Source organism: Paenibacillus sp. FSL H3-0329 (assembly GCF_037963285.1).
Taxonomy (GTDB): Bacteria; Bacillota; Bacilli; order Paenibacillales; family Paenibacillaceae; genus Paenibacillus_AQ; species Paenibacillus_AQ odorifer.
In genome coordinates this window covers 3117398-3130694 of record NZ_CP150150.1, presented here as the reverse complement: position 1 = coordinate 3130694, position 13297 = coordinate 3117398, and the positions used below count along the sequence as shown (strand labels likewise).

The following is a 13297-nucleotide window of genomic DNA, read 5'->3' as shown; positions in this document are numbered from 1 at the left end:
ACCGCAAATTTACGATCATATTTACACCATACCATATTTAGGGAGTTGAATCATTTTCTTCTTGAAATTATGAAACCACAACATGGTAATATAAGTATAATAATGCAAGATCAAATACATTGGGGGTGTACTAATGCGTAAATCACCGTTGATATTGAGTATGATATTATTATCTCTTGCGTTAATTATCGGATGTAGTTCAGAGGTAGATGATGCCACTAAAGCCGCAGAGAAATATAAAAATGTAGAATATACCGTCAAGGCTTCTGAGGATTTAATGTCTGATGAATCCATTCTTGCGCGAAATGAAGAGATGAAACCGTATTTTACAGAATACTTTACTGAAAAGGCTATAGCGAGCCGAATTACAACTATCCCAATTAAAATCGCTGATAAACAAAAGCTTTCTTTAAAACCGGAAAACCTAAAATTTAACCTTTCCGAACAAAAAAAAGATATTATCGAGTTAAAATATACGGTGGATCTTGTCTTATTGGATAAGGATGACAAAGAAAGTAAACGTGTGCCTTTGGAAGGTATATTGACTCTCTTTGATGTGGACGGTAAATGGTTAGTGCAAGGGGATCGATTTGATACTGTAGCATTAATGAACTTGATTGATGGGTGAATTTGAATATCCTTCTTATCACAAAAAGCAGACTGCTCTAATGAGCAACCTGCTTTTTTGAATTACATTATTTTTTTACTCATCCTATAATTGACCAACAGAACACCTTTTCGTTCTACACTTTGTTTCGCAATAAGCTGGTATCCCCGTCGTTCAAAAAAAGGTTTAGCAGTGATGCTTGCTTCGGCATCCATTTCATAAAGACCCAGTTCTTTCGCTTTCAATTCAAGCTTACTCACCAATGCAGAGGCTATACCTAATCCTTGGTAATCTTTGTGAACATATAATCGATCCAAATGTCCATCTGCTGTCATATCAGAAAAGCCCACAATAATATTATCAATTTCGGCTACATAAGTGATATTTTGACGCAAAGAAGCTCTCCAAGTATTATGCTTAAGTACCTCTTCCTCTTTAGGTGCCCAAGCATCTAGCTGTTCCTGTGAATAGTCTTGTTTGTTTACGGAATGAACTGTTTCGTAGAACAATGAGACAATTTGACTAAGATCCGATTCTCGGTAAGCTCTAATATCCATTTTAATCTCCTTGCTGGCGATTGTAGTAACAGAAGTCAATCTCAGAACTCCACTAGATCGATTTTCCGGCCAGATTCAGCACTTTCCAGCGCTCCGAACACCATTGCCATACTATACCGATTATCTCTACAATTCGTCTCTGCAGGACGTTGCTCTGCCAATGACAAGAACATCTCATCCAAACACCCGTGATGGAATGTTTTATTCATCTCAACATTATCTCCATTTATACGCTTTACGTCACGAATGAACTTATCGCTCTGATCTCCTGCAGTAACTACCTCAGCATATGGCAGCTCATGACCATCCCAGATTGCTGTTCCTTTCTCCCCGTTAACCCGCCAAGAAGCTTCCCATGACGTGGATGCACCTTCTGCACACCAAGATCCCTGATAGGTAAATATTGAACCGTCGGACATCTCGAAAATGCACACTGCCGACGCATTCCCCTCATACCATGAACCGGGAGGATTAAACTCCTGACAGTATACGGACACAGGGTTCGCGCCATTAATAAACCGGGCCTGGTCGAAGGTATGAATTGCCATATCCAACAGCAGCGGACTTTTCATAACATCACGGAATCCCCCGAAATGGGCCCCAAGGAAAAAGCTTGCACCGATAAATCCTGTTCTTCCTATGGTTCCTGATTCTATGATTTTTCTTAAAGAACGAATTCGAGGATCATAACGGCGGTTCTGCATCACAGCATGAGCATTTCCAGTCCGTTCCGAGATCTCAACAATCTTATTACATTCCTCCATAGTCTCAGCTAACGGTTTCTCACTAAACACATTACACCCAAGTTCCAATGCAGTACTAGAAATATTGAAATGACTTCCGGGAACGGTAACGTCAAAGACGAGATTTGCTGCGGTCTCCTGAATTGCCTGCTTAATATCCGTAAACGTCAGACATGAAATCCCATGCTTCGCAGCCATCGCCTCAGCCGACTCCAACCTTATATCTACTAGAGCAACGATCTTAGTATCTGGACGCAATAAAGCGTATTCAATCCATGCGTTAGCCATTCCTCCGCAACCTGCAACCGCTACACGGTACTGTGCTGTCATATTTCTCCCCCTGACTTATTAAAGCGGATTAGGCACAAAGCTGCCCCCGCGGCATTGTTTTAAATAATTCAAGGCATGTACTTGACCCATCATTTCCAGCTCATCCCGATAGACAGGATCATGCCAACCTTCAATATCAATGGTACCTTTATAACCAGCCTGACGCAAAATGGAAATAACATCCGTCCAGTTCGTATCACCAAAACCCGGAGTACGGTGCCATACATAAGGTTTTGGGCCGTGGATTCCATATTCTTTTACAATATCCCAAGCGATGGTGGCATCCTTGCCGTGTACATGGAAGATCTTATCTGTCCATTTGCGCAGCTGTGGAATCGGATCAATCAGCTGCACCATCTGATGGCAGGGCTCCCATTCAAGTCCCATATTGTCAGCAGGTACAGCGTTAAACATCTTTTCCCAGGCTATTGGATGATGAGCGATATTCCAGTCCCCTGAAGTCCAATTGCCATCCATGGAACAGTTCTCGAAGGCAATTCGTACCCCGCGATCTGCTGCTCTTTTTGTCAGCTCACCAAATACCTCGGTAAACTTCGGAATCGATTCATCAATGGACACTCCTGGTAGTCGTCCCGTGAACCCTGATACCATATCAGTACCAAATACATGAGCATGATCAATAAGCCGTTCCCAGCTCGCTAATGCATCGGAATTGTCACCAGTATTCGTCAAAGGATTGCCAAAGATGCCAACCGATGAAATCACAAAATCATGTTTTGCCGCAAGTTCTTGCACACGCTTACCAGTTTCCACAAGATCTGTTTCACCTGTAGTCTGCCAGAAGGTTAAGCTAAAAGATTCGAAGCCATGACCTACGATTTGCGGAATCACTCTAACAGCATCTCCGCCACCAACTAATGTGCCTATACGCATTGTATCCTTCATCTTGTGTACCACTCCAATATTGGTTTATAGTAAGTTCTATAACCCGAGTATATACTGCATTTAAGCTTAAAACTCTTATTATATTGTGTTTATATAGTCGTATATTGTGGGAGTTGAATAAATATTGAGCTATCCTAATGATCTTAAAGAATACCCTCAATTAGAAGGAAGCACCTATCCATTTCGATTGTTTTTTAATGAATGCAGACATGCGAAAATCGGCCAGAACATCCTTTTTCTACACTGGCATGAGCATTTCGAAATCATTATCATGCAAGCAGGCAGCGCCATTTTCCACATTGACAGCAAGCCCTACGAACTGCATCCCGGAGAGGTTTTGTTTGTTCCTTCTGGAGGTTTGCACGTTGGATATAGTCTGCGGGATGATCATGTCCGATTTATATCCGTCGTATTTCATAGTTCTTTATTTAAAGATTGGAAGCAAGATCCTCAACATGAGCAGTTCGTAGCTCCCTATTTGGAAAATCGATATCAGCTACCAGTTAAACCAGCAGCACTTGTTCCAACCTGTTCTACTTATTACTCTCTTCTAGACACTATCGTGGATGAAGTGCATCAGAAAGGTCCTGCATTTCAGCTAATCATCAAAAATCAACTTCATCTGCTTTTTGTATTGCTCTCCCGTACCTTTTTGCCTGAGCGGGTTTCTGGCAGAACAAATGAACGTCATTCCTTCAATCGTGAGCGTTTTAAGCCACTGCTGGAGTATATGGAGAACCACTTTGATGAGAAAATGACTATTGAAAGCGCCGCGAGATCCGTTAATCTAAATCCATACCATTTCTGCAAAACTTTTAAGAAGCTCACCGGCCGAACCTTCATCGATTATGTTAATCTTTGCCGCGTAAATGAAGCAGAACGACTGCTGCTGGAGACAGATTTTACTGTAACGGAGATTGCTGGACGAGTGGGCTGCGACAATCCTAATTATTTTACCAAGCTGTTTAAGCAATATAAAGGAACTACACCATCCGGTATTAGAAAATAATTCACACTGGAAAATAGGAGCATGTAAAATGAATTTAAAAGAAACGCTGATATGCATAAAAGAAAATGATTACCAAGCACCTCCCGATACAATCCAGTTGGTACAAGAAATGATAAATAACATTGGTTCTTTAGATGCCCAACTACGGGATGAGCTAATTTATACAACCTTATCACATTGGATCCCAGGTAATGCTCTAACTACAAACGAACTGGAGCACCTTATACCCGTTATCTTGGATAAAAACCATTTGCATTTTAAGCTTGGCGAAACCAATGCAGACTCTGTCTTTACCAGATCTTTCTCTATGCTAGTCATCCCACTCCTCTTCATGAGGCATAAAGAATCACCATTTCTCTCAAGAGAGCAAATTCATCAGATAAAGGAGAAGGTATTTTGCAGTGTGCAAAATGAGCGCGATTACCGGGGGTATGACGAAGAAAAAGGCTGGGCTCATGCCATAGCCCATGCAGCAGATACTTTAGATGAATTGGCTCAATGTTCAGAACTGGATAAAAATGACCTTATAACTATCCTCGATTTGGTTTACGAAAAGATGACCATAACAGATCGAATATACTCCGATGGGGAAGATGAGCGAATGGTAAGATCCTTAATGAGTGTTTTAGATAGAAAAATGCTTAGTCAGACTTATGTAGAGCAATGGATTCGAAGTTTTGGTGATGTGGAGAAAACTCCAGAATTTCTTCCTGCCTTTAAACAAAAAAATAATATAAAGAATTTTTTGAAAAGTTTATATTTTCGAGTTAAATATTACAAAGTAGATGCCAATCTCTGTCCAACAATCGAGCATACATTATACAAAGTAGAAAAAGTATACTATTCCTAATTAAGAAAAAGTGAGGGTTAGAGCACCCTCACTTTCCATCTACTGTTCAAATGCGTGGAGCACTTGCTACCTGTTGACGGGTCTATTAGATTATTCAGTAACTGCTAGCTCCATTCTCCGCACACTCGCAAGCGCGGGAAAAGATTCCAGCACCATCCCTGTATTCCATAACTTAACCAGCTGTCCAACCTGCAAATCCTTAAAGCTGATGGTCTCTCCAGCTTCATTAAACATTTCAGATTTCGCATTGATTGTGAACCAGTAAGATGGATCTTCGTTTCCAGGTTCAAGGATTAGTATCCGCTTTGCCTGTTTAGTGTCGATCTCAACGATTGTACCCACTACATGTGGATCACCTATTTCTGAAATATCATAGGTCAACATCTCTGGATCGATCCACTTTTCAATTTCAAGCTTGGCTGCTTCCGCATCATCAGACGGAATGGTAATAGTTACTTTATTGCCAATCGTATCTACACCAGAGCCGTAGAGATTCAGCTTCTGGTAGAGTTCTTGTTCATGCAACAATTCTTGAGCAGCTAATAACTCTTGCATTGTATATTTCACATCATGAAGCTCATAAGTACCTGCAGTGAAAGCCTGAGCAAAGCTCTGCTCAATCTCCGAGTTCAAACCTACAATATTAATATGAACCTTGTTATCTTGCAGATAAATATCTCCGTTAGGAATCTTCTGAGCAGATAAGAAAGTCTTAACCTCGCCTGGATCATCCATTGCAGGGTTCTTAGAAGCTAGAATTTGTGGTTCTGAACTAATTACAGGAGTAGGAACCGGCTCCTTATTCGCTTGTTGAGCCTCTGAACAGCCACTGATTAACAAAATAACAACGGGAATCCATATCCAACCAATAATTATCTTACGCATCCTATTAACACCTCCACTCTTCATCTTCTCAAACGAAGACCGGAAGTGATAGGTTGCAGATTCAGGAAGAATTCTCTAATCCAAAGTGTAAGGAGCAAGACCGATTGGAAGTGCCGCAGGACGAGTGCAGGTGCTTTCCATTTCGTAGAATGAATGAGCATCAGAAGAATCATGGAAAGCCCACATTGCTTCTAATACGTGATAAGCCAGTTCTCCACTGGCACGATGCCCTCTACCCGTTCGAATGGCGTAAGCCATATCTGCTGGTCCAATCCCGCGGGTATTCTGATCATACCCGGACAACAACGGCTGTTCCGTCCACTCATTCTCACCCATAAGCCGGAGTTTCACGGGACCCCCAAAGTTATTCGGGTCTGGAACTTGAATCGTTCCTAGCGTTCCGTAGATTTCTATATGCGGCAGGTTGCTCCCGCCAAAGATATCAAAGCTTGTAATCAACGTTGCAATGGCACCATTTTCAAATCGCAAGGTTCCGGCTACGTGAGTTGGAATTTGAACAGGAATTTTATTCCCAAATTTCTTCTCGCTTGTAATCGTACGTTCTTCCAGCGCTTTCCCAGTCATTCCGCTAACCGTATGAATAGGACCCAGCAGCTGCACCAAAGCCGTCAAATAGTAAGGACCCATATCGAACATTGGACCTCCACCAGCGGCATAATAAAATTCCGGATCTGGATGCCAATGCTCATGTCCACGGCCCAGCATAAACGAAGTAGCTGCAACAGGTTCGCCAATTACTCCTTCATCTATCAGCTTCAAAACCGTTTGAATTCCCGCTCCGAAGAACGTCTCCGGTGCACTGCCCACAAGTACTCCCTTTTCCCGCGCCGCAGTCAGAACTTTGCGTCCTTCTTCTCTCGTCACAGCTAGAGGTTTCTCAACGTATACATGTTTACCCGCTTCAATAGCTTTCAGGCATACTTCCGCATGAACAGCTGGTATCGTTAAGTTGATTACGATTTCTATCTCTGGATCATTCAGTAATTGTTCTGTGGTATAGACGTTTGGAATATTGTATTTATCCGCTTGTTCTTGTGCTCTTACCAAATCTAAATCCGCACATGCAACTAGATCAAGGATCTCAAACTTTTGACAGTTCTCCATATAGATACTACTGATTTTACCGCATCCAATAATACCAACTTTGACTTTATCCATTCGCTGATCGCTCCCAGAATTTATTGACTGTCTGCCATTCCACTATAGCTATTACTAACCTCCATAACATTGGACAATGCCTGCGCTTTACCTTCAGCTGCCCATATTAATCCTCTGCGCATCATTTCACGCACTTGCGGCTGATCTACAATGTCCGCATGATGCCCGAGTGAATTATAATAAACTCTGCCCAAGCCCCAACGTTTTGTCCAAGCTACTGGCATATCAACAGCCTTATTATACGAATGAGGCCCTTCAACTACTGGAAAACGAGTCGTAGCAAGAACTTCAACAGCTGGATCTACATGAAGATAATATTGCTCTGAGCAAATGCTGAAATCTTCTAATCCTTCTACCAGAGGACTTGAGCTTTGACAAATCTCTACGGTATAGTTAACGCCGTCATTACCAGGATGAGCTACCCATTGTCCACCCGTCATAAACTGCCAATCTACATTATTACGAAAAGAATCACACATCCCGCCATGGCAACCGGCAAGACCTGTTCCATGCTGTACAGCTGCTGAGACATTATTCACAAGTTCCTGCTCGATTGTGCCCATTGTCCATACCGGCACGATCAAATCTAGTCCAAGAAGCTTATCTGCATCAGCAAAAGCCTCCAGAGTATTTGATACTTCAACTTCAAACTGTTCCTCTTGCAACATTTTAGCGATTATATCAGCTACCTGCTCAGGCTCATGACCATCCCAACCGCCCCAAACAATCAATGCTTTTCTCATTTTCAGCACTCCTTCTAAGGTTAGATTACATTTCGGATAAATCGACCCAACGGCGTTCATCAATAGAACGTTCTACAGCCTCTAACACCGCTTGGCATTTCACTCCATCATTGAAATTTGGTTCTGGCTGACGACCTTCTTCAATTGCGTTAGAAAGCTCCAGCATTTCGTGAATAAACGTATGTTCAAAACCAATCGTATGACCAGGCGGCCACCAAGCCTCTGCATACTCATGAGCAGGATCGGTCGCCAGCACACGGCGAAAACCTTGTACATCCTCGGCATCCGAGGTCAAATAAACTTCTAATTCATTCATACGTTCGAAGTCGAATTTCACACTACCAAGACTCCCATTGATCTCAAAAGAATTGGTAGAGCGATGACCCGCTGCGAATCTTGTAGCTTCAAAGCTGCCCAGAGCACCATTATCAAAACGGGCTAAAAACAAGGTGGCATCGTCAACGGTAACCTTACCCTTGGGTGCATCTTTATCTCCTTTAGCGCTTAAACCAGTCATTTCAGCGGCAAGCGGACGCTCTTTTATGAAGGTCTCGCTCATGCCGATTACTTCCTTCATATCGCCTACTAAGAAATGAGCCAAATCTATAAGATGCGCCCCCAAATCTCCATGCGAACCTGAACCGGCGATATCCTTCTGCAGTCTCCATACTAAAGGGAAATCCGGATCTATTATCCAATCTTGTAGAAACCAAGCCCGAAAATGATAAATCTTTCCCAGACGCCCACTCTCTATGAGCTTCTTAGCCAGTCGAACTGCCGGAGAAAAGCGATAATTAAAACCAACCATATGTGTAACTCCCGCGTCTTCAGCAGCTTGCAGCATTTCACGGGAATCTGCCAAGGTCAGCGCAAGTGGTTTTTCACAAAAAATATGTTTACCTGCTTTGGCTGCTGCCAAAGCTATCTCCTTGTGCGCGTTGCTGGGAGCATTAATATCTATAAGATCAATATCCTCTCGAGCGATCAGATCCTTCCAATCCGTAACACAATCCGCCCAGCCTAACTGCGATGCAGCTTCTTCAAGCGCTTCACTATTACGTCCACAGATTACAGACATTTCCGGTTTAAGCGCTTTCGGGAAAAACATAGGCAAACTGCGATAAGCATTACTGTGGGCTTTACCCATAAATTTATAACCGATCATTCCAATGCGAAGCTGTTTCATCTTATTCCTCCTAAGTGTTGATAGATTTAGATGAAGCTCGTATAACTAGTTCTGTCGGTAATTTGATCTGTACGGCTGGTGCGGGTATATCTGCCAGATTGTTTCCCAGCAATTCAATGATTTGGGCTGCGGCAAGTTCACCTAGTTCGTAAAAGGGAACCCGCACACTGCTTAATGCAGGTGTGGTAAGCTCCGCAGCTTCCGAATCATCATAACCCACAATAGCTGGCAGGCGATCCCTTGGTATTCCTAGCTCCTGCAGCCCTTGCTGCAAACCAATGGCCATCCGATCATTGGCGACCATAATCGCATCAATCTCATCCAGCAGAGGCAACATTTCTTTGGCAGCTATAATCCCGCTTTTCCGGCTGAAGTTACCTTCGAACAAAAGTGAAGAATCTACAGAAAGATTCACCTCTGCCAAAGCGCGGGCATACCCCGTTAGACGATCTCGGCTGTTGGAATAAGATTCAGGCCCATTTAGAAAAGCAATCCTCGTAAAACCTTGTTCCAGTAAGTGTTTAGCCGCTTGCCAGCTTCCTTCGACATGATCGGCATCCACCTCGTGAAAAGCTTCCCCTGCAAAATGCTGATTAATCAGACAAAAAGGATGGTTTTCTTCCTTCAAACGGCGGAGTGAGGCTAGCTCACCTGGCTCTTCTTTAGCGCCAAGCACAATGCAAGCATCGATCTTCCGCATCTTAAACAACCCGCTATAATCCATTGGCTCTTCGGCATTCCGAAACAGCATTAACAGATCATAACCCTCTTCTCGCGCCTTGCTCCCTATTCCACTTAATATTTCCGAAAAATAATAAGTGGAGAACAAGCGGGCTTTCGGCAAATAAGGCATCACTACACCCAAGTTCCCGCTCCGTCTACGTGCAAAGCTCTGAGCGAGTGAACTAGGGGTATAGCCTAGCTTCAGAGCAGCTGCCAACACACGTTCCTTCGTTTCTTCCTTAATCGGGCCAACGTTATTTAACACGCGAGATACTGTGGCTTCTGACACACCTGCAAGCTCGGCAACCTCTTTACGGCTGGCGATATAAATTCCTCCTTCTCATAGGTTATGAACAGTGACATTTAGCCTCGTTCAATATACTATTCGAAAACGCATTCATTTAATGTACGCGCGTACATTTTCTCATGAACAAGGCTCTTCGTCAACCCTAAGATTGGATAAATTTAAAAGACGTTCGTATACACTAAGGAGAAGAACGTCTTTCTATTTCTTTTCAACTATCCGCGAGGTACTAGCAATAGGACACCAAGTAAAATGATAATCAGAAATAAGTAACTCTCAAATTTCTTAGCAGGAATACGTTTATTCACATATACACCGAGCACTGTAGCTAAGATAATTGCTGGAATAGAATATCCATAAAGAACAAGAGCATCCGTAGTCCACAATCCCCCGATAGCATGACCAGTTACAACAAGTACACCAGAAATAAGAAAATGAGCTTGCAACGTACCCCGAAAGCGATCAGGATTCCACTGTCGTAAAGTACCATAGATCACGACCGGGACACCATTAAAGTTATAAGCACCGCCAAGTACACCCGAAGCGAATCCGAAGGGATACACCCAGCCTTTTGCCTTAAGCAAGGGATGATCGATCGTCTTAACTATTCTCTTCTTAATCACTGAATAAACTCCATAAACAATCAAAAATATACCAAGTCCAGTCATAATTACACTTGCAGGTGCTAAATAAAGCATAACTAGTCCTACAGGAATTCCTATCACTGTTGAGAGTGCTAATCGAATCAGAATAGGTCGTTCTATATGCCGCCACCCACTCACAACTGTAAGTGAGGCAACCGTGAGGCCTGCCAATCCAATCAAAGAAACTGAGGTATGTATAGGAATCGGGAGCAGTGCAAGCAGTGGCATGCTCACAATCGCTTCACCAAAACCAAACATGGTTCTCATCAAGGCACCTATAAATACTGCTACTACGACTAGTGTAATTATTGTAACGGACAATCGTTTATCCCCCTCCTAATCTCATCCATCCGTAATTGTGTATAAAATCATCACATAGACAGATCATCTGGAATACATTTCTTTTTCCCACTCTTCTAATTATAACATATCATTCGCTAAAAAACAGATATCGATAGAGAACAAACGCGCATTTTAACATCCCTAAAATCCATCACATTGCCGTTATAACTACACAATAATGGAGATATACATATAATTAACGAAAACCCCTTAAAATCGATTACAGAGGCCCGTATGTATTACCCTTTTTCTAAAAAACAACTAAGTATCTAAAAAAAACTGATTCCCCTAACGTTGAAGAGGTATCAGTTTCTTATTTTTTGACGTATTTATTTAGGCGTTATCTTTCAGCCACACTTGCACATGCTTTAGAAATTTTTTGGTGACGGGAGAAGCGTATTTCATAGAGTGGACAGCAATTCCTAACGATCTGAAACTTCGTTCCTCTAATTCTAACATGGCTACATTATAATTTTGCCGGGTTAAGACAAGCTCTGGCAAAATACTAATCCCAAGCCCCTTCTCCACCATAGACATAATGGCATAGTCATCACCCGCAGAGAATTTAACATTTGGTTTAATCCCCGCCTTATCCAGCACACGTCTAACATCATAATCCGAACCTGCTTTCGGGATAATGAAATCCTCCTTAGCAATTTGCGATAAGGAAAGAAAGGGCTCCGTGCTTAGCGGATTCTCTTTAGATACAATCCCTAACATCCGGTCTTTTTTTAAAGGAATTACATCAAACTTCTCACGTGTAGGCAGTGAAATAAAACCGCAGTCGATCACTCCAGCCTCTATCCATTGCTCAACCTCCAAATAACCGCCTTCCATCAGCTTGATTTCTATATAAGGGTATTCACTGCGAAATTGCTTAATCATCCCTGGCAGCCAATGCACAGACACACTGGTGAACGTACCGATGGTAATCGTGCCAATCTCTAGCCCGTGGATGTCCGCTACCTCCTGCTTCAATTTCTCGTTCCACTTCAAGATTTCACGGATAGGCTGCAGAACTTGTTCTCCGTTTACCGTCAATTTCACACCGGATCTATTTCTAATTAATAACGCGAACCCAAACTCCATCTCCAAGCTGCTAATGGTGTGACTAATTCCGGATTGCGTAAAACCCAGTACATCTGCTGCTTTTGTTAAGCTGCCTAGCTCCACAACTTTCAGAAAAATCTCATATTTATTAATGCTCAACCTCTGTTCCCACCCTTATAAATTGCATAAGTTTTACTCATGTATTCTATGATAAACATTCAGTTACCTTATGTATAGAGCCGTATTATACTATATTGAGTTGAAAATGAAGAAGGATGGATGAAGAGATGAAACCGCTCAAAGCTGAGCTGCTGCTGTTAGTTGTAACATTATTTTGGGGCTCCTCCTACATATTTATGAAAATGGGGTTAGGTACGTTAGGCGAATTCAATCTGATTGCACTGCGCTTCGGACTTGCTTTTATATTAGCCGTTATGATATTCCACAAACGATTAAGACGAGTAGACATCAAAACATTAAAATATGGCGCCCTACTCGGATTCCTCCTGCTCGGCGTATTCACATGTATAACCTTCGGACTTCAAACAACCACCACCTCAAACGCAGGATTTCTAGTTGCGTTGACGGTTATTTTTGTACCGATCTTGGATCGAGTTATTTTCAAAAAAAGAGTTGCACCTCCACAAGTGTTCGGCTCCATCCTCGCCATAGCCGGGATTGGACTCCTTACCTTAAATGCAACCTTAACTATTCAGCCGGGTGATTTCCTGTGTATCCTTTCGGCAGTGTTCTATGCGGTACAGATCTTATTTACAGGCAAGGCGGTAAAAGAATGTGATTCCCTGAATATCGGAATCTTGCAGTTAGGATTTGCCGGAGGGTTGGCCTTAGTGTTGTCCGCACTCTTCGAGACACCTGCGCTACCGTCTACTTTGCCAGGTTGGACTGCAATTCTTGCGCTTGGTATCTTATGCAGTGCCTGTGGCTTCATCCTGCAACCTATTGCTCAAAAATATACTTCACCGACCCGCACCGGACTAATCTTCTCCCTTGAGCCGGTCTTCGCTGCGATGTTTGGTTATTGGTTCGCTGCTGAGAAGTTATCGATGCAGGGTTATGCTGGCGCAGCGCTTGTTCTGCTCGGAATCGTGGCTTCTGAATTGCTTGGTAAAGCAACACTCCCCGCATCGTGGGCTCAGAAGAAACCAGAGCATTTATAACAATAAAGGCGTCGTTCAACTATACAAGCTGAACGACGCCTTTTCTATGTTTATTGGT

14 protein-coding genes are annotated in these 13297 nt (G+C 42.7%); 4 read left to right on the top strand and 10 right to left on the bottom strand.

The genetic code is table 11. The features are described 5' to 3' along the window. Positions 1 to 133 precede the first annotated feature (133 nt). On the top strand, positions 134 to 628 hold the full coding sequence (locus NSQ66_RS13790; RefSeq protein ID WP_076105582.1) for a hypothetical protein: 495 nt from the start codon (positions 134 to 136) through the stop codon (positions 626 to 628). A 62-nt stretch (positions 629 to 690) separates the two neighbouring features. Here the strand turns inward: NSQ66_RS13790 and NSQ66_RS13785 are convergent, their stop codons facing one another. Genes NSQ66_RS13785 through NSQ66_RS13775 form a run of 3 tightly spaced genes read right to left on the bottom strand, consistent with a single transcriptional unit; the run spans position 691 to position 3143 of the window. Further along, on the bottom strand, positions 691 to 1164 hold the full coding sequence (locus NSQ66_RS13785; RefSeq protein ID WP_076141703.1) for a GNAT family N-acetyltransferase: 474 nt from the start codon (positions 1162 to 1164) through the stop codon (positions 691 to 693). 41 nt (positions 1165 to 1205) lie between these two features. Further along, positions 1206 to 2237 (bottom strand): Gfo/Idh/MocA family oxidoreductase, encoded by a 1032-nt coding sequence (locus tag NSQ66_RS13780; RefSeq protein ID WP_076141690.1) that lies wholly within the window; start codon positions 2235 to 2237, stop codon positions 1206 to 1208. 18 nt (positions 2238 to 2255) lie between these two features. Next, complete coding sequence (locus tag NSQ66_RS13775; protein ID WP_038570709.1) at positions 2256 to 3143, bottom strand: sugar phosphate isomerase/epimerase family protein; 888 nt, start codon at positions 3141 to 3143, stop codon at positions 2256 to 2258. Between the two features lie 124 nt (positions 3144 to 3267). Between NSQ66_RS13775 and NSQ66_RS13770 the strand changes: the two genes are divergently transcribed. Then, positions 3268 to 4152: an AraC family transcriptional regulator gene (locus tag NSQ66_RS13770; protein WP_076105579.1), complete on the top strand. Its 885-nt coding sequence runs from the start codon at positions 3268 to 3270 to the stop codon at positions 4150 to 4152. 28 nt (positions 4153 to 4180) lie between these two features. Further along, a complete protein-coding gene (locus NSQ66_RS13765; RefSeq protein WP_076141691.1) occupies positions 4181 to 5002 on the top strand; it encodes a DUF2785 domain-containing protein in 822 nt (273 codons plus the stop codon). A 90-nt stretch (positions 5003 to 5092) separates the two neighbouring features. Here NSQ66_RS13765 and NSQ66_RS13760 read toward each other — a convergent pair whose 3' ends face one another. From NSQ66_RS13760 to NSQ66_RS13730, 7 genes are all read right to left on the bottom strand, one after another. Then, positions 5093 to 5887, bottom strand: coding sequence for a hypothetical protein (locus NSQ66_RS13760; RefSeq protein WP_076141692.1), 795 nt, complete (start codon positions 5885 to 5887; stop codon positions 5093 to 5095). A gap of 75 nt (positions 5888 to 5962) precedes the next feature. Beyond that, positions 5963 to 7066, bottom strand: a complete 1104-nt coding sequence (locus tag NSQ66_RS13755) for a Gfo/Idh/MocA family oxidoreductase (RefSeq protein ID WP_076141693.1) — start codon at positions 7064 to 7066, stop codon at positions 5963 to 5965. A gap of 20 nt (positions 7067 to 7086) precedes the next feature. Further along, positions 7087 to 7809: a ThuA domain-containing protein gene (locus NSQ66_RS13750; protein ID WP_076105575.1), complete on the bottom strand. Its 723-nt coding sequence runs from the start codon at positions 7807 to 7809 to the stop codon at positions 7087 to 7089. Between the two features lie 25 nt (positions 7810 to 7834). After that, the gene (locus NSQ66_RS13745) at positions 7835 to 8995 is read right to left on the bottom strand and encodes a Gfo/Idh/MocA family oxidoreductase (RefSeq protein ID WP_038570692.1); all 1161 of its coding nucleotides are present in this window, start codon (positions 8993 to 8995) and stop codon (positions 7835 to 7837) included. Positions 8996 to 9005: 10 nt separating this feature from the next. Continuing rightward, the gene (locus NSQ66_RS13740) at positions 9006 to 10049 is read right to left on the bottom strand and encodes a LacI family DNA-binding transcriptional regulator (protein WP_036678305.1); all 1044 of its coding nucleotides are present in this window, start codon (positions 10047 to 10049) and stop codon (positions 9006 to 9008) included. Between the two features lie 188 nt (positions 10050 to 10237). Beyond that, positions 10238 to 10987 (bottom strand): sulfite exporter TauE/SafE family protein, encoded by a 750-nt coding sequence (locus tag NSQ66_RS13735; RefSeq protein WP_076105574.1) that lies wholly within the window; start codon positions 10985 to 10987, stop codon positions 10238 to 10240. Positions 10988 to 11341: 354 nt separating this feature from the next. Beyond that, positions 11342 to 12217, bottom strand: a complete 876-nt coding sequence (locus tag NSQ66_RS13730; RefSeq protein WP_076141694.1) for a LysR substrate-binding domain-containing protein — start codon at positions 12215 to 12217, stop codon at positions 11342 to 11344. A 128-nt stretch (positions 12218 to 12345) separates the two neighbouring features. Here NSQ66_RS13730 and NSQ66_RS13725 point away from each other — a divergent pair, with 128 nt between their 5' ends. Beyond that, complete coding sequence (locus tag NSQ66_RS13725) at positions 12346 to 13239, top strand: DMT family transporter (RefSeq protein ID WP_076141704.1); 894 nt, start codon at positions 12346 to 12348, stop codon at positions 13237 to 13239. Positions 13240 to 13297: the final 58 nt, after the last annotated feature.